General features: G+C 57.1%; 18 protein-coding genes. 10 read left to right on the top strand and 8 right to left on the bottom strand.

The window, feature by feature from the left end:
• The first annotated feature begins 10 nt into the window (after window positions 1-10).
• The 3 genes from AC1Q6Y_RS06345 (at window position 11) to AC1Q6Y_RS06335 (ending at window position 4,339) form a co-directional block, all read left to right on the top strand.
• The gene (locus tag AC1Q6Y_RS06345; protein WP_090456239.1) at window positions 11-1,051 is read left to right on the top strand and encodes an ABC transporter substrate-binding protein; all 1,041 of its coding nucleotides are present in this window, start codon (window positions 11-13) and stop codon (window positions 1,049-1,051) included.
• A gap of 683 nt (window positions 1,052-1,734) precedes the next feature.
• Window positions 1,735-3,150: a purine-cytosine permease family protein gene (locus tag AC1Q6Y_RS06340; RefSeq protein WP_492624206.1), complete on the top strand. Its 1,416-nt coding sequence runs from the start codon at window positions 1,735-1,737 to the stop codon at window positions 3,148-3,150.
• 124 nt (window positions 3,151-3,274) lie between these two features.
• On the top strand, window positions 3,275-4,339 hold the full coding sequence (locus AC1Q6Y_RS06335) for a GGDEF domain-containing protein (protein ID WP_492624205.1): 1,065 nt from the start codon (window positions 3,275-3,277) through the stop codon (window positions 4,337-4,339).
• A gap of 118 nt (window positions 4,340-4,457) precedes the next feature.
• Here the strand turns inward: AC1Q6Y_RS06335 and cls are convergent, their stop codons facing one another.
• Both cls and AC1Q6Y_RS06325 read right to left on the bottom strand, forming a co-directional pair.
• Window positions 4,458-5,753 (bottom strand): cardiolipin synthase, encoded by a 1,296-nt coding sequence (gene cls / locus AC1Q6Y_RS06330; RefSeq protein WP_492624204.1) that lies wholly within the window; start codon window positions 5,751-5,753, stop codon window positions 4,458-4,460.
• A 286-nt stretch (window positions 5,754-6,039) separates the two neighbouring features.
• On the bottom strand, window positions 6,040-7,941 hold the full coding sequence (locus tag AC1Q6Y_RS06325; RefSeq protein WP_090456231.1) for a potassium transporter Kup: 1,902 nt from the start codon (window positions 7,939-7,941) through the stop codon (window positions 6,040-6,042).
• Window positions 7,942-8,370: 429 nt separating this feature from the next.
• On the opposite strand from AC1Q6Y_RS06325, the gene AC1Q6Y_RS06320 reads away from it, so the two are divergent.
• The gene (locus tag AC1Q6Y_RS06320) at window positions 8,371-9,186 is read left to right on the top strand and encodes a lytic transglycosylase domain-containing protein (RefSeq protein ID WP_090456229.1); all 816 of its coding nucleotides are present in this window, start codon (window positions 8,371-8,373) and stop codon (window positions 9,184-9,186) included.
• Window positions 9,187-9,256: 70 nt separating this feature from the next.
• Here the strand turns inward: AC1Q6Y_RS06320 and AC1Q6Y_RS06315 are convergent, their stop codons facing one another.
• On the bottom strand, window positions 9,257-9,826 hold the full coding sequence (locus tag AC1Q6Y_RS06315) for a DJ-1/PfpI family protein (RefSeq protein ID WP_159390200.1): 570 nt from the start codon (window positions 9,824-9,826) through the stop codon (window positions 9,257-9,259).
• Between the two features lie 470 nt (window positions 9,827-10,296).
• Here AC1Q6Y_RS06315 and AC1Q6Y_RS06310 point away from each other — a divergent pair, with 470 nt between their 5' ends.
• Window positions 10,297-10,422: a hypothetical protein gene (locus tag AC1Q6Y_RS06310; RefSeq protein ID WP_492624203.1), complete on the top strand. Its 126-nt coding sequence runs from the start codon at window positions 10,297-10,299 to the stop codon at window positions 10,420-10,422.
• A 190-nt stretch (window positions 10,423-10,612) separates the two neighbouring features.
• Here the strand turns inward: AC1Q6Y_RS06310 and AC1Q6Y_RS06305 are convergent, their stop codons facing one another.
• Both AC1Q6Y_RS06305 and AC1Q6Y_RS06300 read right to left on the bottom strand, forming a co-directional pair.
• A complete protein-coding gene (locus tag AC1Q6Y_RS06305) occupies window positions 10,613-11,572 on the bottom strand; it encodes an HlyD family secretion protein (RefSeq protein ID WP_150814616.1) in 960 nt (319 codons plus the stop codon).
• A gap of 3 nt (window positions 11,573-11,575) precedes the next feature.
• Window positions 11,576-11,947, bottom strand: a complete 372-nt coding sequence (locus AC1Q6Y_RS06300; protein WP_090456221.1) for a DUF3302 domain-containing protein — start codon at window positions 11,945-11,947, stop codon at window positions 11,576-11,578.
• Between the two features lie 118 nt (window positions 11,948-12,065).
• Between AC1Q6Y_RS06300 and AC1Q6Y_RS06295 the strand changes: the two genes are divergently transcribed.
• Entirely contained in the window at window positions 12,066-12,728 is a 663-nt protein-coding gene (locus AC1Q6Y_RS06295; RefSeq protein WP_090456219.1) for a VIT1/CCC1 transporter family protein, read from the top strand.
• A gap of 77 nt (window positions 12,729-12,805) precedes the next feature.
• Window positions 12,806-13,888, top strand: a complete 1,083-nt coding sequence (locus AC1Q6Y_RS06290) for a sterol desaturase family protein (protein WP_492624202.1) — start codon at window positions 12,806-12,808, stop codon at window positions 13,886-13,888.
• 205 nt (window positions 13,889-14,093) lie between these two features.
• Here the strand turns inward: AC1Q6Y_RS06290 and AC1Q6Y_RS06285 are convergent, their stop codons facing one another.
• Together AC1Q6Y_RS06285 and AC1Q6Y_RS06280 are read right to left on the bottom strand one after the other, a co-directional pair.
• The gene (locus tag AC1Q6Y_RS06285) at window positions 14,094-15,032 is read right to left on the bottom strand and encodes a cupin-like domain-containing protein (RefSeq protein WP_492624318.1); all 939 of its coding nucleotides are present in this window, start codon (window positions 15,030-15,032) and stop codon (window positions 14,094-14,096) included.
• 349 nt (window positions 15,033-15,381) lie between these two features.
• Window positions 15,382-15,858 carry a hypothetical protein gene (locus AC1Q6Y_RS06280; protein WP_492624201.1) on the bottom strand — a complete coding sequence of 159 codons (477 nt, stop codon included), beginning with the start codon at window positions 15,856-15,858 and terminating at the stop codon, window positions 15,382-15,384.
• 1,805 nt (window positions 15,859-17,663) lie between these two features.
• Between AC1Q6Y_RS06280 and AC1Q6Y_RS06275 the strand changes: the two genes are divergently transcribed.
• The 3 genes from AC1Q6Y_RS06275 to AC1Q6Y_RS06265 all read left to right on the top strand — a co-directional run bounded on the left by AC1Q6Y_RS06275 (window position 17,664) and on the right by AC1Q6Y_RS06265 (window position 19,970).
• Window positions 17,664-19,028, top strand: a complete 1,365-nt coding sequence (locus tag AC1Q6Y_RS06275) for an OprD family porin (protein ID WP_407516471.1) — start codon at window positions 17,664-17,666, stop codon at window positions 19,026-19,028.
• 78 nt (window positions 19,029-19,106) lie between these two features.
• A complete protein-coding gene (locus AC1Q6Y_RS06270; RefSeq protein ID WP_349736776.1) occupies window positions 19,107-19,640 on the top strand; it encodes a molybdopterin-dependent oxidoreductase in 534 nt (177 codons plus the stop codon).
• Between the two features lie 33 nt (window positions 19,641-19,673).
• Window positions 19,674-19,970, top strand: coding sequence for a hypothetical protein (locus AC1Q6Y_RS06265; RefSeq protein ID WP_492624200.1), 297 nt, complete (start codon window positions 19,674-19,676; stop codon window positions 19,968-19,970).
• A 12-nt stretch (window positions 19,971-19,982) separates the two neighbouring features.
• Here the strand turns inward: AC1Q6Y_RS06265 and AC1Q6Y_RS06260 are convergent, their stop codons facing one another.
• Window positions 19,983-20,741, bottom strand: coding sequence for a DUF899 domain-containing protein (locus AC1Q6Y_RS06260; RefSeq protein ID WP_492624199.1), 759 nt, complete (start codon window positions 20,739-20,741; stop codon window positions 19,983-19,985).
• Between the last annotated feature and the right edge of the window lie 22 nt (window positions 20,742-20,763).

The following is a 20,763-nucleotide window of genomic DNA, read 5'->3' as shown; positions in this document are numbered from 1 at the left end:
GAAGCGATCCATGTCCAGATCCTTGCGTTGCAGTGTTCCGTTTGCCCTGGCGTTGTTGAGTGCCAGTGTGTGGGCGGCCCCCCAGGACCTCACCGTGATTTCCTTCGGTGGTGCTACCAAACAGGCCCAGGATAAGGCCTACTTCCAGCCCTTCAACGCCAGCGGCGCGGGCAATATCATCGCCGGGGAGTACAACGGCGAGCTGTCGAAGATCAAGGCCATGGTTTCCGCCGGTCACACCAGCTGGGACGTGGTGGAAGTCGAAAGCCCCGAGCTGTTGCGCGGCTGCGAAGAGGGCCTGTTCGAGAAGCTCGATGCGGGACGCTTCGGTGATTCGGCGAACTTCGTGCCGGGTGCGCTGACCGAGTGCGGTGTCGCAACCTATGTCTGGTCGATGGTCATGGCCTACGACCAGAGCAAGCAGGCCAAGGCGCCGCAGTCCTGGGCCGACTTCTGGAACGTCGCCGACTTCCCGGGCAAGCGCGGCCTGCGCAAGAGCGCCAAGTACACCCTGGAAATCGCGTTGCTCGCCGACGGTGTCAAGGCGGACGACGTGTACAAGGTCTTGAAAACCCCGCAAGGCGTGACGCGGGCCTTCGCCAAGCTCGACCAGATCAAGCCGAACATCCAGTGGTGGGAGGCGGGCGCGCAGCCGGCGCAATGGCTGGTGGCCGGTGACGTGGTGATGAGCGCGGCCTACAACGGCCGGATCGCTTCGGCGCAGAAGGAAGGCATGAAACTGAGCATCGTCTGGCCGCAGAGCCTGTACGACCCGGAATACTGGGCGGTGGTCAAAGGCACGCCGAACAAGGCGCTGGCGGAAAACTTCATCGCCTTTGCCAGCCAGCCGCAGACGCAAAAAGTCTTCTCGGAAACCATCCCCTACGGGCCGGTGCATCGCCAGACCCTGCCATTGCTGCCCAAGGATGTGCAGGACCAACTGCCGACCGCCGAGGCCAACCTGGCCGGCGCGCGGGCTGTGGACGCGGAGTTCTGGGTTGACCATGGCGAGGAACTTGAGCAGCGCTTCAATGCCTGGGCTGCGCGCTGATACAGGCACCGCATAACCCCTGTGGGAGCGAGCTTGCTCGCGAAAGCGGTATGTCAGTCACATCGATGTTGGATGTGCCGCCGCCTTCGCGAGCAAGCTCGCTCCCACAAAAAGCACAGTGCAATACCTCGGGTTCATGCTCTGCCGTCTTCACGGAATGACGATGGTAGTCAATTCGGACGAAGGACCTTGTGGGAGCGAGCTTGCTCGCGATGAGGCCGTCAGATTCAACATCTTCGTTGGCTGACTCTCCGCCATCGCGAGCAAGCTCGCTCCCACAAAAAGCACAGTGCAATACCTCGGGTTCATGCTTTGCCGTCTTCACGGAATGACGATGGTAGTCAATTCGGACGAAGGACCCTGTGGGAGCGAGCTTGCTCGCGATGAGGCCGTCAGCTTCAACATCGTCGTTGACTGATACACCGCCATCGCGAGCAAGCTCGCTCCCACAGGGATTTCGTCGTTCAGTTGTCATGGTGTTCTGATCAATATTTTATTTTTATTGGTTTTTTCTGCCGGTTATTCCGGGAAACCACGCAATCTTTTTTAAGGTTTAAAGGCACAAATTAACTAATTTTCCTCCTCTCGCTCTTTGTCCATGATCGCCTCCAACAAGAAATGCGCAGGTATGCCCGCGCACACCGAAGTACGAACACGTACTCATCCTTGCCTTGGAGTTCGTCATGTCCACCACCGCTTCATCCGCCCCGCTCATCGAGAAACACACGATCGGGTACGTCCCCCCTGAGGATCGCCACGGAAAGGTCAAAGATCTGTTCACCCTGTGGTTCGGCGGCAATATCGCGCCGTTGCCCATCGTTACCGGCGCGCTTGGCGTGCAGTTGTTTCACCTGAACCTGGTCTGGGGCATCGTCGCGATCATCGTCGGCCACCTGGTCGGCGGTGTGCTGATGGCGCTGCACTCGGCGCAAGGCCCGCAGATGGGCATTCCGCAGATGATCCAGAGTCGCGCTCAGTTCGGTTCGCTGGGCGCGTTGCTGGTGGTGGTGATTGCCGGCGTGATGTACATCGGTTTCTTCGCTTCCAACATCGTCCTGGCCGGCAAGTCGCTGCATGGCGTGGTCGAGAGCGTGCCGGTGTCGGTCGGCATCGTCCTTGGCGGCCTTGGCTCGGGGATCATCGGCATCATTGGCTACCGCTTCATCCACGTGCTCAATCGCATCGGCACCTGGGTGCTGGGCCTCGGCATCGTGCTCGGCTTCGGTTACATCCTGACCCACGTGCAGACCGATGACTTCCTGACACGTGGCAGTTTCAACATCTCCGGCTGGCTGGCCACGGTGTCGCTGGCGGCGCTGTGGCAGATCGCATTCGCGCCCTACGTGTCCGACTACTCGCGCTACCTGCCCAAAGACGTGAAGGTCAGTTCGACGTTCTGGGCGACCTACCTCGGCTCCTCGCTGGGTTCAATCCTGTCCTTCGTGTTCGGTGCCGTCGCCGTGCTGGCCACGCCGGTGGGCATGGACACCATGGACGCGGTGAAACTCGCGACCGGCGCCATCGGCCCGCTGATGCTGGTGCTGTTCCTGCTCAGCGTGATCAGCCACAACGCCCTGAATCTGTATGGCGCCGTGCTGTCGGTGATCACCTTGCTGCAAACCTTCGCCCACCGCTGGATTCCGACTGCTTCGAGCCGGGCGGTACTGTCGCTGATCATCCTCGCCGGTTGCTGCGTGGCGGCCATCGGCGCCTCGGCGGATTTCATCGGGCATTTCGTCGACCTGGTACTGGCGTTGCTGGTGGTGCTGGTGCCGTGGACCGCGATCAACCTCATCGACTTCTACGCCATCCACAAGGGTGAGTACGACATCGCCTCGATCTTCCGCGTCGACGGCGGCATCTATGGCCGCTTCAACCCGCAGGCGCTGTTGGCCTACGCCATCGGCATCGTGGTGCAGATCCCGTTCATGAACACGCCGATCTACACCGGTCCCGTGGCCGTGCACATTGATGGTGCGGATTTATCCTGGTTGGTCGGGCTGGTGGTCACCACACCGCTGTACTACTGGCTGGCGAACCGTGATACGGCTTATCGTCGGCGCCAGAACATGGCCAGTCTGATGCCGACCAACAGTTGATCGGGCCTGTGGCACAGGCGTACCGGGTTGAAATGATTGTGTAATTCGGGATGGTCGTTTGCCGGGCGTATGGCTATGCTCAGCAAGTTTGCCAAACGCCAATGATAACAATCACAGTGAAACCATGAGCCAATCAGACACGCGTGCGACTGTTCTAGCGCTGTATCCAGAAGACTCCCGCGAGGCGGCGGCATTGCTCAAGCAGGCAGTGCCGCTGATGGTTCGTCACAACATTCCGCCCAACCCGGTGCACTACGCGCTCTGGTACACCTACAGCAAGGGCCAGGAGCCGGAGCTCAATCGGCACCTGGACCGGGTGGTCAACGACTTCGACTACTTCCCGCCGGAGTCGGCCGCCAAGCTGTTTCGCGAGTACATCATCCGCGATGAACTGGCGGACGCCCGCTCCGGGCAGCAGGACGCGATCAATCTGGTCGACGACATGGAGCGCGATGTGTCGCGCAGCGTGAAGGGTAACCAGGATTTCCAGGCCAGCCTCGGCCAATACCTGCAGATGCTCGAAGAACCCGCCAGCGAGCGCTTGCCGAGCATCCTGACCCAGCTGCAACAAAGCACCCGGCTGATGCAGGGGCAGCAGGAACACTTCCTCGCCCAGTTGCAATCGGCACAGCATGAAATCAAAAGCCTGCGCGACAAACTGGAGCGCGCCCAACTGGCCGCGACCCTCGATGGCCTCACCGAATTGCTCAACCGCACCACCTTCAACCGCCAGCTTGAACAGGCCTTGAGCAACGTGGCGACGGGCGTGGCGCTGGTCATGCTGGATATCGACCACTTCAAACAATTCAACGACCAGTACGGCCACCCCTTGGGCGACCGCGTACTTCAGCATGTCGCCCGGGTGTTGCGCGATTCGCTGCCTGGCGAAGCGTTCGCGGCACGTTATGGCGGCGAGGAGTTTTGCGTGGTGCTCAAGGATTGTCCGGACCTGGCCGCCGCGGGTGCTTTTGCCGAGCGCCTGCGCCTGAAAATCCAGTCGCTGCGGGTCAAGGCCCGGGGCACCGACACGGTGCTGGACACCATCACCGCCTCGTTCGGCGTGGCCCATGCACAACCCGGCGATACACCGGAAAGCCTGGTGACCCACGCAGACGACGCGCTGTACCAGGCCAAGCGCAACGGGCGCAATCAGGTGCGTCAGCAGTCTGACGTAGCGGTCGGGTCGTAGATTTCAGTTTCACGGGGGTCAAGGTCGCTGGCGAAAGTCTACGCTGCTTCCTGGGCATGGGTTAGCGACATACCCATCAGGGTGCAGAACAGCACATCCCGGTGACACGCCACTCAACTCAGAGCCAGTACTCCCAAAGGCGCGCCATCTGCTCCTTGGCTTTCACACCGAGCGAGCGGCTCTGCCACTTTTCCATCTTGATTTCGTTCGACTTGGCGAGATCGGCCAGGAATGCCGCCTGCATTTTTTTTCCAAACCCGGCGCCCAGCACAACAACGTTGACTTCATCGTTATGCAGGAAGCTACGCCAGTCGAGGTTGGTGGAGCCGACAGTCGACCACACGCCATCGATTACTGCTGTCTTGACGTGGAGTAGCGCGTCTTTGCGTTCGTAAAGCTTGACGTTGGCTTTCAACAGCTCGCTGTAGTAGGCGCGTCCAGCATGGAACACCAGCCACGAATCGGTGCTGCTGGGCAGCACCAGCTTGACGTCGACGCCACGTGCTGCAGCCTCCTTGAGTGCCGCCAGCAACTGCGGGTCGGGAATAAAGTAGGCGTTAGTCAGCCATATCTCGGATTGCGCGCTACGCAGCGCCGAAATCAGCGTGGCATAGATCAGGCTGAACGGCTCATTTGGCGAGCTTCCGATGGCCCGCACCACCTCGGTGCCTTTGCGCTCAGGTGGCGGAAAGTAGTGGCGAGCAGCGAGTGGTTCGCCTTTCTGGGTAGCCCAGGTTCCGATGAACAGCTTCTGGAGTTCCGCAACCACAGGCCCCTCGATGCGCAAGTCGGTATCGCGCCAGGGCAAATCACCATTTGGGCGAGTCTTTGAGTAAGAACTGAACGAGCTCCCCGAATAGACGCTGCTGATGTTGATCCCGCCGAGAAAGGCAATACGGCCGTCCACTATCAGCAGCTTTCGGTGGTCGCGCTGGTTCACGTCCCAGCCCGCTTTGGCAGTCACCGGATTGACTGGGTTGTACTCCAGCACCTTGACGCCCGCGTCGGTCAATTGAGAGAAAAACGCCGATGATGTTTTAAGGGTTCCGACGCTGTCACGGATCAGATTGACCTGTACGCCTTGCCGTTGCCGAGCGATCAGCGCGGTGGCGAAGCGCTGGCCGACTTCATCATCGTCGAGGATGTAGGTCTCCATGTTGATGTGGTCGCGCGCTGCTTCCACGGCTTTGATCATCGACTGGTAGGTGGTGGGGCCGTCCTGCAGCAAGTCGACCTTGTTTCCTTCCGTCAGCGGGCTGCCGACGATGGACTCCTCGATTGCGAGGTGCACGTCGAAGATGTCGGTCTCTGCGCCGGTTGGCTCGAGTCGATCGAGAATGGCCTTGCTGCGCTCGGCTGACAGAGGCCCGTGTACCCCGTCGAGCTGCACTGGCGCAGAGGGCGCGCGAGCCATATCGGGCACTATCCTGGGCAATGTACTGCAGGAAACCACAAATGCCAGGAGCACAGCCATGCACAGAGCCAGAGGAACACACACACCCTTACATGTGGCAAAAAGATTCATCAGGCCCCCTCTTTGTGAGGACGGTGATAGCGAGTGGCGATGCCGTCACTTGCTTTGACTACTGCGCAAGGGCAGGGTTCGTCGTCAGAGAGTGCTTTTGGCCGATTGTTGCTTTTCGGGAATGGGTCGATTGCTGCCGAGCAAACAAGACCGCCAGTGCGATCTTGCCAGTTCCTTACATCTCCACCTGTGTGCCCAGTTCTATCACCCGATTCAACGGCAACTTGAAGTACTTAAGGTTGCTGTTGGCGTTCTTGAGTAAAAAGGCGAAAAGGCTTTCTCGCCAACGGGCCATACCGATGCGCTTGGTCGGGATCACCGTTTCCCGGCTCAGGAAATAGGTGGTGCGCATCGGGCTGAAGTCCAGCTCGGCCAAGTGACAGAGACTCAGCGCCAAGGGGACATCGGGCTCCTCGATAAAGCCAAAGTGCAGACTGACCCGGAAGAACCCTTCGCCATACGCTTCAACCTCAAACCGTCTATCAGCACTCACACGAGGGCTGTCTTCAGACACCACCGTAAGCAATACCACTTGCTCATGCAAAACCTGGTTATGCAGCAGGTTGTGCAGCAACGCATGCGGAACGGCATCGGACCTGGCTGTCAGAAATACCGCCGTACCCTGTACCCGATGAGGAGGCTGCGTGCGGATGCTACCGATAAACAGTGGTAGAGGCAGCGCGGTTTCGTCCAGCCGTTCAACAATGATCTTGCGGCCACGTTTCCAGGTGGTCATCAAAATGAACAGACCAATGCCAGCAATCACCGGGAACGCACCGCCCTGGAAGATCTTCGGAGCATTGGCCGCGAAGTACAGGCTGTCTACCAGCAGAAAACCGAGCAGCATCGGAACGGCCAACCAGCGCGGGGTTTTCCATAGCAGCAGGACGACGGCCGAGGACAGGATGGTGGTGATCAGCATGGTGCCCGTTACAGCGACCCCATAAGCGGCGGCCAAAGCACTGGACGACTCGAAACCAAGTACCAGCAGCACAACACCGACCATCAACGCCCAGTTAACGGTACCGATGTAAATCTGTCCCTGCTCCTGGCTGGAGGTATGCTGGATAAACATGCGAGGGACATACCCAAGCTGGATGGCCTGGTGTGTCAGGGAAAATGCGCCGGAGATCACGGCTTGAGAAGCGATGATGGTTGCCAGTGTAGAGAGTGCGACCATCGGCAGCAGTGCCCAGCCCGGCGCGAGCAAATAAAATGGATTGCGCACCGCCTCGGGGTTTTCCAGGATCAAGGCACCTTGGCCAAAATAATTGAGTACCAGTCCTGGCAATACCAAAATGAACCAGGCGCGGGCAATGGGTTTGCGACCGAAGTGCCCCATGTCTGCATACAGTGCTTCGGCGCCCGTCAGCGCGAGCACCACTGCCCCGAGGATGGCCACACCGATTCCCGGATGAGCAATGAAAAAATGCGCTCCCCAGTATGGATTGAGCGCTTGCAGCACTTCCGGCCGCTGTAAAATGCCATAGACCCCCAGCGCACCCAGCACGACAAACCACAGCACCATCACTGGTCCGAACAGAATGCCGATGCGAGCCGTGCCGTGTTTCTGTATCAAGAACAGCGCCACCAGCACGATCACTGACAAAGGCACGACCCAGTGTTCAATTCCGTCAAACGCCAGCTGTAGCCCTTCAACCGCAGAGAGCACCGAAATAGCCGGGGTGATCATGCTGTCCCCGTAAAAAAGTGCCGCACCAAACAGGCCAAGCAAAACGAGTATTTTACTCATGCGCGGATAAGGGGCGGCTGCGCGGCGAGCCAAAGCCGTCAACGCCATGATGCCGCCTTCACCCTGGTTGTCGGCACGCAGGATGAACAGCACATATTTGATCGAGACGACCCAAATCAGTGACCAGAAGACCAACGACAGAATACCCAGCACGCCGTCGTGGTTGGCCTGAACTCCGTAGTGGCCAGAAAATACTTCTTTCAGCGTGTAGAGGGGGCTGGTGCCAATGTCCCCGTAAACCACTCCGACCGCGGCGACGAGCAAGCCCACTCCTGACGCTTTGGATTGCGAGTTTTCATGTGCTCCGATTGCTGTTTCACTCAAGGGTCGCTTCTCTCGAATTACGGGGAGGAAATACATGCCATCCTTGGGCAAAACGATGTGCCTGGGCCACTGAAGCCTCAAGGCGCATGGACGATCTAAAAAGTCGCGGCCAGTATCTTTGAGGGCGCAAACAGCAGTCGTAAAGAAAGCGTAAAAAATTTACGGCAGATACTCGAAACATCAGATCCAGTGGCTTGGGCCTGTCACGCCCCAGCCCTGGCAAGCCGGGACGACGCGTCGTGCGAGCAATCAGACCTGCGCCTCGCCCGGGAACGTCGGCAGCCCGTACGTCAACGCAAGTTCCAAGGCCGGTTACAAGGGGTATAACTATCAGAACAAAAGGTGGGTCACCCAGAATAGGCCCTCCAAAGGCAGCGCCCGGGACGGGCGCCCCAGGCCTGATCGGCGCCAGCGGCGCGGAGCGATGTGATGAGTTCCAGAGCATGGCGATGGGCTCGCAAGAGCTTTCTTGGCTGCATCGAGCTGGCCGTGCTGGTCACTCCACTGTGCGCCAGCGCCATGTTCAAGTGCCAAGCCAGGGACGGAGCGATCAGCTACACCAGCCAGGCCATCGCCAGCGCCCGCTGCACTCGCCTCAATGGCATGGCGGGCGCCGGTGTCGGCGCCAAGGCAATGGCGCTGCCACGGGTTGTGCGGGACGACACCCCAGGCGCGGTGCGGATTCGGGTGTGGACTTTCATCCACAAGGGTAATCGTCAATATGTGAGCCGGCGCCCCGTCGGGATCTCCGCACGGGTCGATGTCCTTGAGCTCTATTACATCAAGGGCTGCTATCTGTGCATGGCGCCGAAGGATTTCAAGGTCGCGTCACTGCGACTGGACACCCATTCCTATCGACGGGAGATCGAAGCCGCTTCGGGTCATTATGGTGTCGACAGGGCGCTGGTCCGCGCAGTGATACATGCCGAATCGGCGTTTCGCCCCAACGTCATTTCCGAAGCCGGCGCCCAGGGGCTGATGCAGTTGATGCCCGCCACCGCCGAACGCTTCGCCGTGGACGATCCGTTCGACGCACGACAGAACATTCGTGGCGGCGTGCGCTATCTGGCCTGGCTGCTCAAGCGCTTCAACGGCAACCAGATGCTGGCGTTGGCAGGTTACAACGCCGGCGAAGCGTCCGTGGTCCAGTACAACGGGGTGCCTCCCTACGCCGAGACGCAATCCTACGTCACCCTCGTGCAGTCCTTGACCGAACGCTATCGCAACCATAGCGGCCGTCCGTGAGAGGCAGAAACCGGCCAGGAGCGGACCTCGAACACATCACCTGATCGGCTGTTTTTGTAGGACGAAGCGGTCACCCGTGTTCCGCTGCCAACATTGACCTGAACTGCGAAATGATCTCTGAAGATAACCCGGCAGCTTCGAACACTGCGCAGGTAAAGCTAACGGGTGCAGGACCTGGAGCAGTTATGATGCGGTCGGCAACCACCGCTACTTGACTGCTTCGATAAAGCGTGGCCCCGTCATAACCTGCGGCATTCTGTTGTAAAAAGTCAGCGCTGTTCGAAGTATGAGGAACCGTGTCGAGAAGCCCGGCCCTCGCAAGTGCCAGCGTCCCCCCACAGATACCGGCAATTGTCGCTCCACTTGAACGACTAGCATGAAGAAAGTCCCGAATATCCGGTGCATCTGCACGCTCCCAGATCATTCCACCGATGACGACAACAACGTCCGGCTTCCAGTCCAGGCATTGTTGCAAGCTGCTATCCACAGTTACAGCCAATCCGCCCTGCGAGCGGAACTGCCCCGTAGTAGAGGTGAAAAACCTGACGTCGATCCCGTAAAACGGGGATGCGGTTCCTGCAATGAAAGCGTATTCCCAGTCCGCAAAACCGGGTGTCAGTATCAAGCCCAAGCGTGCCATCAGTCCGAATCCTCCATGAAAACGAACAACATAAAGCGACAACAAACAGATCTCAACGTCCGCTTCGGGTCTATTGTGTTGAAAAAATCCCAACGCCATCCTGACTGTTACTGGACTTGAGAAAAAAAAATGAAGTCGCCGTTGCCTCTGTAGTTACCTCTTCAACCAGGTACTTGCCGGTTCTTCGCCTGCCCTCCATCCACATCCGCATGATTCATCCTCGTCTGAAGGTGAAATGAGTGGAGCTACCTCCAACAGATACCATAGAGGACAACCACTGACACGCCTCTGGCCGCTTGACACAGGGAAATGGGATGACTGGAAAAACGGTGGGCAAGTCTGTGCAATCACCCAGCCGGTGGAACTGCAAACCATTCTGGCAATCGAAACTTTAAAGGGCGAGACGGGCGTAGTATGGGTTACGCATTCGCATTGAACGCCCTGTAGGGCTGTAAAGCCGGGAGGGTTGCATGGAAAGGGACGCGATGTTCAAGTTCCTTGCGGGCTACCTGTTGATGTGTGCCCTGCTGGCATGGGGGGTGATCCAGGCGTCGCACTGGATTGCTTCTCGCCTGCTGCTGTATTGGATTATTTAGCGCCGACCCTCGCTGCTTCGCTCCTCCTTGTCGATTCTTCCAGTACCACAATGGTGCGATCCACTGTCTGGCCTTCTCCCTCTGACCCTCAGCCTGCTCGATCAGTCGCTGCAATAACGCGATCAGGCCGGTTCGCTGAACCGGCAACTGACCCCATTCAAGGATTGAGCCAGTTGCCGATGCTGCCAGGTTAGTGGAACGGAAAGATGTAATTCATCCATGCTGCCATGCGCAGAAGGATTTTGCGCATCATCGCGATGTGGTGGAAATGCTGGCTGTACAACGCCGCCTGGCCGTAGGCGCCGCCGGGCATCTGGTCGGCGTACTGGGCATAGTCGGGATCGGTGATCTCAATGATCACCGGAACCCGGCCGGCCGGCGGTGAACCGGTGAAGCTGATCAGTGTGCCTGACGGTTGGATCTGGCCTTCGGCGATGACCGAAACGACGGTCTTGACCTTGCCTTCGAAAACCTTGCCTGGAATGCCGTCGAAAGCGACCTCGGCCTCGTCGCCCTCGGTCAGGCGCAACAGGCTGTTCTGGCGCATCCACGCGGAGAAGTAATGCCCTTCGGCGGGAATGAAGACCATCGAAGGGCGCAGCGGCAACTTGGTCGCCATCATGCCCGGACGCAGTGAAACATGGGTGACGAAGCCTTTGCTCGGCGCACGGACGGTGGTGTTGTCGAGTTCGTACTGCGCGTTGTCCAGTTGTGCCTTCAGGTCATCACTGCGAGCGACCACCATATCCAGTTCCCGTTGGGTACTGAAGTTACGCTTGATCAGCTCGGTGATCCGGGCGCGATCGGCCTGGGCGGCAATCAGCTGTGCCTTGAGGGATTTCACCCGGTATTCGAAAGGTGCAGGGTCGATGCGAAACAGCACATCGCCTTTTTCCAGGGGCTGGTTGGTCTTCACCGAAACATCGATCACCTGGCCGCTGACCACGGGTATCACCGGAACCGATACGAAATAGGACCGCGCCACCTCGGAGTAGGGGTGGTTGTAGTTCATCGTGAAAATCAGCGTGCCGATAATCACGATCCCGCCCAGCACCGCCGTGGGCACCGTCCATTTGTTCAGGGGGATGCGGAAGATCTTGAAGATGGCTACGCAGAGAGCGGCATACGTCAGAATGAGTAAGAGATCCATGGCTCAAATGCCCTCGCCGAGATTGTCCGTTGGCACACGGTTCTGTGCCGTACCCATCGCTGACTCCAGGCGCTCGATCCGGCCTTGCAGCTCGGCGACCTGTTGTTCGAGGTGAACCACATGACTTTTGGGTGAGTGTCCGTCACTGAAACCCCAGCCCCGGTCCTCCCGATAGGCCATCGCCCAGATCCACAGGAACGGCCAGAGTGCGTGCAAGGTGAAGAGGCTGACCCAGCCGGTGGCGTGGATCGCATCCTGGTGAGGGTGGTTGCGGTGGACGGCAATTTCATAGGGGATGTCGTGGAGCAGGATGATCCCGTAGAACAAGAAGAGTCCTACAAATATCAGTACGCCCAGGGCGAAGTATTCAAGCATGAACCAGTCCTCTTGAAGCAGATAGCGTGTGCGCCTGAGTGTAGCCGTTCAATCTACACTTGACGGGGATGCGGATATCCAGCCGGAACAACCGGTACCTGACCGACGAGGTGAGTTCATGCCAACCAATGCTCAATTCGAGAGGGCGCCTGTACTTGACCCTGTCGAGCGCATTACCGAGGTGATCTTCGGCCTGCTGATGGCCATGACATTCACCGGCACCATCAGCGTGGCCACGGCAGACCAGGCCGCCGAACGCACGATGATGATTGCCGCGCTCGGCTGCAATCTCGCCTGGGGACTGGCCGATGCGGTCATGTACCTGTTGCGCGCACTGGTCGAGCGCACGCGCAGGATCAAGCTGTACATGGCCTTGCGTAATGGCACGGACGCCGCGGTCGGTCAGGCGCTCGTTGCGCAAGTGTTGCCGTTGCAGTTCGCGACGGCGGCCGGCAGTGAGGGCCTGGAGTTGTTGCGCCGTCGGCTGCTCGAGCAGCCCCCCTTGCCGATCAGGGCCGGCCTCGGCTGGAGCGACTTCAGGGGCGCCCTCGGTGTTTTCCTGTTGGTCGTGTGCTCGACATTTCCGTTGGTGGTGCCGTTCATACTGCTCGATCAGACGGCGCTCGCCATCCGCCTGTCCAACCTGATCGGACTCGTGGTGCTGTTCATCGCAGGCTGGCTGCTCGCCAGATACGCTGGCGCCACACAATGGCAGGGTGGGGTGATCATGGCCGCCACGGGGGGCGTGCTGATCCTTGCAATCATTGCGCTGGGTGGATAAAAACCGGGCATCATTCAACACACTAAAGACTCGTTCTCATTTACAATTGCCCTTCCATTTACGTCGGGCAGCCCGGTATGGATGTTCTCGCCGCAATCCATCTTCATTTATCCCAGTGGGTGATCGAGCCGGTCACCCGGCAGTTCCTGGGCATTTTCGACTTCAACGGCAGACTCGGTCTAGCCTTTCTCTGCATGTCTTACAGCGTCGCCTATTGCCTGTTCCGCTACCGCAAATCCCGGGGCTTGACCGACGCGCGCTCATTCGGACAGTTCATCGGCGGCTGCCGGGTGTACCTGCATCGCTCGGCGCTGCTCGACTACCGCTACTACTTCGTACTCGCCATCCTCAAGGTTGCCCTGGTGCTGCCCATCGTCGGCCTGGTCGATCCGTACGTCTTGCGTTCAGCGGACTACATCGCGTTCTTCACCCAGCTGTGGGGCGCGCGTACGCAAGTGGAAGAGAACCTGGCGCTGACCCTGCTCTATGGGCTGGGCGTATTTCTGGTCAAGGATTTCAGCCATTACTGGGGTCATCGCGCTTTCCATTCGCGGTATCTGTGGGCCTTCCACAAAGTCCATCATTCGGCGCCCGTGCTGGTGCCGGCGACGGCCAGCCGCGTGCACTTTCTGGAAGAAGTGGTCGAAAAGCTCACGGATATCATCTGCGTCGGCGCATTTGCCGGGGTCTTCTGGTACGCCTGCGGCGGGGAGATCAGCCGCTATACCTTGTTTGGCGTGACCTACATGGTGTTCATCTTTAATGGTCTGGCGGCCAACCTGCGTCACAGCCATGTCTGGTTTTCCTTCGGGCCGGTGCTGGAACGGGTGCTGAGCAGCCCGGCGCAACACCAGATTCATCACAGCGATGCGCCACGACACTTCAACAAGAACTTCGGCATCAATCTGTCACTGTGGGACTGGATGTTCGGAACGCTCTACGTCACCCGGTCCACACCCGAGGCCATTCACTTCGGCACCGGTGAGCAGGATCACGAGCGTTACCTGACGCTGCAGGGGTTGATCGTCACGCCTTTCGTGGACATCGCCCGCAAACTCCTTCCGGGAAAACCCCCGAAAGCACAGCCTGAAAACGGATCTGATCCGTATTTTTCAGCGCAATCTGCCTCTGTAACGGATACAGCCGCCAGCCCACAATAAGTCTTCGGTACGCCGCTCGGGCAGCACACGCCGCCCCTGTACCGCCAATTCATAGTGTGGGAGGCCCCATGGCCAAGATGACGATTTTTCTCGGTGGTTTTCTGCTGTTGACCATCCTGATCGGTATGCTGGCGACGATTCCGCCGGCGTGATTAGGTGCGGCGTTGACCTTGGGAAGGTTCATGGTGTCCAGTGCTTGAAATGCTCAATTGCTATCGATTTTCTCACGCACCGAATTTACCCAGAAGTTTATCGAGAGGGACGAAGTCAACGACCTTACTTGGTGAAACCAGCCTTCAGGTAAAAAGAGTAAATCGCCGGGTTTCAAATGCACCGCAAAAAAGCTCACATGTTTTGCTGCCGGAAACTCCTCAAAATTCGGATTTGACGGGTCGAAGTCGCAACCTTCCAGGCCGCCATTAGGCGAAGTCGACCAACTACCCAATGCAATGCGGTGGTGAGGCGCAGCCAGCAACATAGACTTTTCTCCCCAGACTTGAGCGAAAAGGTTGTCTGAGTCATCCCGATGAAGGGGGGTCAACGAAGCCTGCGTTTCTTCGCGGGCTTGCATGACGGGCAGCGTGCAATACAGCCGGTCGGCCATCCACAGCTGGCCCTTAGTGGCGCGGGCCAACAACGGCAGCACGCTGACGCGTTCACTCGCGTAGGCATCCTCGCAAGGCTGCAAGTCGACGATCTGATCCAGGTCCGGGTCGTAGACCACGACTGAAAACCCTTGCCGGGCCGCACCTCGTTCCCGCCGCAAAGCCCCCAAGCGTTTTTCGGTAGAAGGCAGGTGATTACCGTCGACAATGCGCAATTGCCAGCCGGGCAAAATGGCGGGACAACCCAACGCCTCTATCGTCGGGGTCAGGCGCTCAGCGCTTCCTGTGACCAACGCCCGCAGCAATGCAGGCTCTGTGCGACTGACCTTGTCATAGAGCGCCGCCAAGGTAACCGGTAGGTCATCCATCTGGCGGGCAGCGGCATGCAAGGAAGGGCGCAAACCCAATGGAACAAGGGACATCAGCTCAACGATGGTCGAAAACAAAAGCTCACGCGGGTATTGGCGTTGACGGTGTTCTTCAAACACCTGATCAACCCATTCGGCAGGAACAGCCTGCTCCAGTATCAACTTGGCCATGACACTGGCCGGTGTCTTTTTTTCAAACCGCGCTAGAACTTCTGCCCACATCGTTTTCGTCACCCTGACTGGAGTTTTAGGAGATTCTAAACGAAGCCCTTGAAAGGGCTGACTCTAAGGGCGGCGTTGAATTTGAGCTTATCCCCCGGGCACTATGTACCAATTCATATACTGTACGCAGATTTTTCCTCAGGGCCTGATCTTACTTCTGGTAAGTAACAAAGATACTTTGGTTGCTATTAAAATTTGTCAAAAGTTTGATCGTTAGATTTGAGCCGGTATCATTGCTGTTAGCCGGCTCAGGATTTTTTCGCAGAGGGAGTTGTGCACCATGTGCTTAGTTTAATACTCAGCTATACACATCCCGCTCTATTATATTTGAAAGCTTCAGTAGCTTGGTGTATGGTCCCGTCAATATAGTGTTTTTATCCTTGATTGTGTGAATGATAAGCTCAGATTTGCAGAAGTAAAAAATGCTAAACATTCTTTTTTTTGGGTAGTATACTCCATCTTTTTTTTCTGAATAATCGATGGTGAGCATTGCGCTCTTCAATGTTTCTTGGCTTATATCGATGTGGGTTCTTAATTCAGAAAGCGCTTCGTCATAATACATTAGTTTGATTGTCATAGCTAAATAACCTATAGTTCCGGCTATGGCGTTGCTACTTCGGTATGCTTCTGTTAGTCCTATTTTGTTCATAAAAATAAAAACTAAACTCATCAGTGTGTAAGCCAATACGGTTTTTTCAACTAATGAAAGTAATTTAAGGTGGTCTTTTGATAATTGGTCTCTTAGCTTAAGTTTTTTCAAGGTGTCACTATTCATGGGGTCAATCACGCTACGATGCTCTGTTATAATTTTAAATCTACTGGGCGTACTCGCACTGAACTAAGGTACGTCCAGTAGAACCCCGGTTATTTAACTGGGAGTACTAGAGGGCGTCTGAGGGAAAAAAGAAGATCCCTCAAAGCCACCTGGAAAGGTACCTGGTTTCCACGCGTTAGCGGCATCTCTTCCTGCATTATAAATTCCTTCTCCTGCCATGCTTCCCAACCCGCCCCCAATTGCCGCACCCGCGAGTGGATGCCCAAGTCGAGTCCCTATAGCAGCACCTGCCGCAGTACCCAAAGTACCTCCTACGCCAGTTGCAAAAGTGCTACCATTGCTGGCGCCTGAAACTTGAGATATTTCAATATTGGATAACTTTCTCATGACTAAATATTCCTTTTTAGGCGTTAATGATCGTCAGCGTTCTATTTGTGTAGTATTCAACCTCCATTTGCTAAAAAAATTTTTACTATTCACGTCAGTAAATACTGGGATCGGAGTGTGCCTGAAACGCACAATTTCTCTAGTTGCCACTGCATTGCAACAGGTTTTTTTGTTGTATATTAGAAATGAGTTTTCATGGTTGATGAAAGCCTAGAAGAACCATCAATCTTGGAATAAAATAAATTATGGTTGAAATTACAACTGGTAAAATTACGGTCTGTATGTGCTCGCATTGGATAATGTTACGACCGAGTTTTGCATTTATAAATGATGCGCACCCCTTTGCCGTGAGCGAAAGGAATAAAGCAATTCCGAGAGAAATAGTCATTTCCACGATATCATCTATGTCCAAAACAAATTGTCCGAGGCGGATTTGAGTTTTTGTCGTAATAATATAATGCCTACTTATAGGTTTTGTATTATTAAAAATATAGCTTCATGCTCTACTTTTGATTCTTCCGCTCTAGGCACCGAACGCGGTCCGTGTTTCCTGTTACGACGCCAGTGCCGAAAACCGGCACCTGACTTGCCCAAAGCCTGTTTTACATCAAGAGGCCCTGATACTCCTATTCGATCGATCGTCAATACCCATAGGATTTGTAATGTTGGCACACTTGGCTCCGGATACAGAGGAGCGTTTCTTCCCGATCCGAGACTTTTATTGTAAGTCCAAGTAGAAGGCGAGCAGGCTGATGTTGCATTAATAAGCCATAAATACCGATGGCAAGACAACATGTAGTCAAAGGTCTATTTATACTGCCACGCAGCAAGCTAAGTACCATCCTGCAGATGTAGGGGGTCAGAAGTTGATGTGAGCCCTTCTACACAGGTCAGGCTCTGTACGAAAGAATTTTAAAGTACGTAGATCGTTTGTTAAGTCAGCTTCGTCCTACATTTCAAGTAAGTTTTCTTTTTTTCAAGAGAGATGATTCCTACAAAAATGCTTTCCCGTTTTAACTTTCCAGACTGTAAATTGCGCGAGCTCCACATTCCCGATTATTGAGTCAGTATTTGACCGTAACCTGGAAAACTAAAGTCGGTTGTTTTTCAAACTCTCACATGAAAAAAAAACACTCGTGTGTACCGCAGAAAACCATGCCGGCAGTAGTTTTTGCTTATGACACCTCGGTAGCGCTCGGTGACTCGGCCACCACCTCGCACGATTGCATACCCTGTAGAAATTAATTTGACTTCAGAGTCAGGTTCTTGAAAGATGCCGCCCGACCAGACTGTTTCCAGGCTCTCGCTGCGCCTATCGCTGTATACAAAAATATATAGCGAAAGCCGCCCGCCAGAGCTCAGGCAAACCCGGACCCTGGACACCAAAAAAACAAGAGACCCGCACCGGAGTAAACACAATGAAGCTGCAACCCCTGGCCCTGGCCATCACCCTGGGTGGCTTGACCCACCAGGCCATCGCCGCCGGTTTTATCGATGACAGCAAGGCCTCGCTGAACCTGCGCAATTTCTATTTCAATTCGGACAACCGGGAAAGCCAGGGCAAGGTGGGTAATGCCGCCTACACCAGCCAGGCCAAGGAGTGGGGGCAGGGGCTGCAACTCAACGTGATCTCCGGATTCACCCAAGGCACCGTCGGCTTTGGCCTGGACGCTATCGCCATGATGGGGCTGAAGCTCGACAGCGGCGGTCGTGTGGGCAAGGCCGGTATCGACCGCACGCCGGGGGCGCTGTTTCCCACGGACAGTGACGGCCATGCAGTCGATGAATATTCCAAGGGCGGCGTGACCGGCAAAGTGCGCATTTCCAAGACCGAAGCACGCCTGGGCACCCTGCAGCCCAAGCTGCCGGTGATCAACTTCAACGACGGTCGCCTGCTGCCGCAAACCTTCGAAGGCGGGCAGATCACTTCAAGTGAAATTGACGGCCTGACCCTCACTGCCGGCCAACTGCAAAGTACCAAGACCCGCAGTTCCACCGACGATATCGATCTGCGCATCGGCGGTGCGACGCGTCCCGCCGGTACTCCGGCCAGCACCGCGCTGGCCGACTCGGACACCTTCGTCTTCGCCGGCGGCGACTACAAGATTACCAAGGACCTGACCGCCCAGTACTACTACGGCAGCCTCGAAGATTTCTACCAACAGCACTTCCTCGGCCTGATCCACACAATGGCCATCGGCCCCGGCGCGCTGAAGACTGACCTGCGCTATTTCAACAGCAGCGCCGATGGCAAGAACGGCAACGCGGCCGGACGGGCCCAGGGCTACAAGAGCAGCGGTTTCTGGAAAGCGGGCGACACACACGCCGGTGAAGTGGACAACAACACCTGGAGTGCCCTGTTCACCTACAGCCTGAGTGGCCATGCATTTAGCGCGGGCTACCAGCAAGTCTCCGGCGACAGCGCGTTCCCGTTCGTCAACCAGGGCGACGGAGCCACTGCGTACCTGATCACGGACCGGCAGATCGGCAAGTTCCTCAGCGCCGGTGAGCGCACCTGGCTGGCCGAGTACGGGTATGACTTCGTGGCGCTTGGCGTGCCGGGGCTCAAGACAGTGGTCACTTATCTCAGTGGCGACAACATCGACTCCGCCGCCGGTGATCGCAAAGAGTGGGAGCGCGACCTACGGATCGACTATGCACTGCAAAGCGGTCCACTCAAGGGGGTGGGCATTTCCTGGCGTAACGCCAGCTTGCGTGGCAATGCCAGCAGCGACCTGGATGAAAATCGCCTGATCCTCAGCTACAGCCTGCCGCTGCTTTAAGCACGGCGGAGCGGTCCCGGACTGCCATCGCCCAGTCCGGGACCCCAGTGATTGGTCAACCACGACAGGAGCATCGCCATGCGTTCAATTTTTTCGACTGTGCAAAGCCTTGTTCGCCCCAGCGCCAAACCCGTGTTGTTTTCACGCCCGGCCATCAATGTGGCTGAGCAGACTCTGGAGGTGGTCGGGCAAGTGCAGATCCCGCTGTGCCTGAGCGTGGCCGACCTGCAAGCCATGCCGGGCTATGACTGGGTGCGACTGACCAGCAATACCTGCGAGGGCAATGCGCAAAAAGCACAGAAAAAGGGCTATCGCGGGGTGCTGCTGCGGGAAATTGTCCTCAAGGCCGGGTTGAAGAGTGATGACCCCAAAGGCTGGAAACGCGCCTATGTGGTGGCGCGTGCCAGTGACGGCTATGTCGCGTTGTTCAGTTGGAACGAACTGATCAATACCGACGTGGGCGATGCGGTGCTGGTGGTGTACCGACAACATTCGCACGGGCAGACGGAGCTCGGCGAACACCTTTCATTGGTCTCGGGAAGCGATCGTCATTCCGGGGCTCGTCAAGTGAAGTGGTTGCGCAGCATTGAGCTGTGCAGCATCTTTGGTTGACTCATCCACAACGCCGAACCGGGGGAAATGCCAATGCCAGTGTGCAATTCGCTTGGCCTTGATCGACATTCTACGGTCGAGCAGGTGTTAGGCGGCGAACAGTGGCCACCGGAATTCGAAGTGGCCATGAGGGATTTGCTCGAGCAAATGGCCAACGCCGGCCATGAAGTCACGCTGCACAACCTCGGCCGCTTCCTCGGCGACTTTGTGCCGCGCTACACCCTGGACCGTGCCGAGGAATGGCAGGAATGGGCGACCCGACGCTGGTTCTCGCAGACAAAGCCGGCACTGGTGGACAAGCTGGCGGACGTTTTCATCGGCGGTCAGTGACACCGCTGGCGCTCACCGGTACTCATCATGCCGACGCCACCAAGGCCCCGTTTCATTGCGGCCCTTGGGCGCGCGGTCGAGCCATTGGTACATGCTCCACAATCCGTCCAGGCCCCGCGCGTAGGTGGAGTAGGTGTGATAAATCTCGCCGTCCTCCAGCACAAACGTACTCAACCCCGGCCGGTCGCGGGTATAGGTCGGCGCATCGGTGCCACAGGTCGCGGCGAACTGTTTCACCGGTTCCGGGATCTGGCTGGCGTCCATGGCATGGCCGCCACGCTGGTAGTTGTATTCGACCAAGCCTTCGCGCTGCTGCGCTTCGGTGAAGTAGACATTGAAGTCAGCGGTGAAGTCGCTATCGGCGGCCGAGGCCCAGGGGAAGGTCCAGCCCATTCGGCGCTTGTAGGCCTGCAGTTTCGTCAAGGGTGCGCGGGATATCGCCATCAGGGTCACGTCGTGGTTCGCCAGGTGGACGACGACGGGGTCGAAGCCATCGGCGATGGCTGAGCAGGACGGGCAGCCGGCCGTGTAGTCGGGGCCGAACATGAAGTGGTAGACCAGCAGTTGCGAGCGCCCTTGAAAGAGTTCGGCCAGGGTGGCGCTGCCGTTGTCGGTATCGAAGCGGTACGTCTTGTCGAGGCGAAACCATGGCAATGCCTGGCGTTGCCTGGCCACATCATCGCTGCGTCGGGTCAGCGCCTTTTCCGCTTCAAGCAGTTGCAGACGTGCCGCCAGCCATTGTTCCCGGGTCGCGGTTTTGTGGGTGTTCATCGTTGTACGCTCCTGGTGAAAG

Source organism: Pseudomonas sp. GW823-FHT06E10, assembly GCF_058794995.1.
This window is presented reverse-complemented; position numbering and strand designations above follow the sequence as displayed.

Coding starts and splice junctions, on each gene's coding strand:
- AC1Q6Y_RS06315 (WP_159390200.1), bottom strand. CDS start 9,826: ATGGCACGCTTGGGCTTGATACTGACACCCGGTTTTGCGGACTGGGAA.
- AC1Q6Y_RS06290 (WP_492624202.1), top strand. CDS start 12,806: ATGGATGTTCTCGCCGCAATCCATCTTCATTTATCCCAGTGGGTGATC.
- cls (WP_492624204.1), bottom strand. CDS start 5,753: ATGGCTCGCGCGCCCTCTGCGCCAGTGCAGCTCGACGGGGTACACGGG.
- AC1Q6Y_RS06270 (WP_349736776.1), top strand. CDS start 19,107: ATGCGTTCAATTTTTTCGACTGTGCAAAGCCTTGTTCGCCCCAGCGCC.
- AC1Q6Y_RS06285 (WP_492624318.1), bottom strand. CDS start 15,032: ATGGCCAAGTTGATACTGGAGCAGGCTGTTCCTGCCGAATGGGTTGAT.
- AC1Q6Y_RS06335 (WP_492624205.1), top strand. CDS start 3,275: ATGAGCCAATCAGACACGCGTGCGACTGTTCTAGCGCTGTATCCAGAA.
- AC1Q6Y_RS06310 (WP_492624203.1), top strand. CDS start 10,297: ATGGAAAGGGACGCGATGTTCAAGTTCCTTGCGGGCTACCTGTTGATG.
- AC1Q6Y_RS06265 (WP_492624200.1), top strand. CDS start 19,674: ATGCCAGTGTGCAATTCGCTTGGCCTTGATCGACATTCTACGGTCGAG.
- AC1Q6Y_RS06300 (WP_090456221.1), bottom strand. CDS start 11,947: ATGCTTGAATACTTCGCCCTGGGCGTACTGATATTTGTAGGACTCTTC.
- AC1Q6Y_RS06320 (WP_090456229.1), top strand. CDS start 8,371: ATGAGTTCCAGAGCATGGCGATGGGCTCGCAAGAGCTTTCTTGGCTGC.
- AC1Q6Y_RS06295 (WP_090456219.1), top strand. CDS start 12,066: ATGCCAACCAATGCTCAATTCGAGAGGGCGCCTGTACTTGACCCTGTC.
- AC1Q6Y_RS06345 (WP_090456239.1), top strand. CDS start 11: ATGTCCAGATCCTTGCGTTGCAGTGTTCCGTTTGCCCTGGCGTTGTTG.
- AC1Q6Y_RS06275 (WP_407516471.1), top strand. CDS start 17,664: ATGAAGCTGCAACCCCTGGCCCTGGCCATCACCCTGGGTGGCTTGACC.
- AC1Q6Y_RS06280 (WP_492624201.1), bottom strand. CDS start 15,858: ATGAATAGTGACACCTTGAAAAAACTTAAGCTAAGAGACCAATTATCA.
- AC1Q6Y_RS06305 (WP_150814616.1), bottom strand. CDS start 11,572: ATGGATCTCTTACTCATTCTGACGTATGCCGCTCTCTGCGTAGCCATC.
- AC1Q6Y_RS06340 (WP_492624206.1), top strand. CDS start 1,735: ATGTCCACCACCGCTTCATCCGCCCCGCTCATCGAGAAACACACGATC.
- AC1Q6Y_RS06260 (WP_492624199.1), bottom strand. CDS start 20,741: ATGAACACCCACAAAACCGCGACCCGGGAACAATGGCTGGCGGCACGT.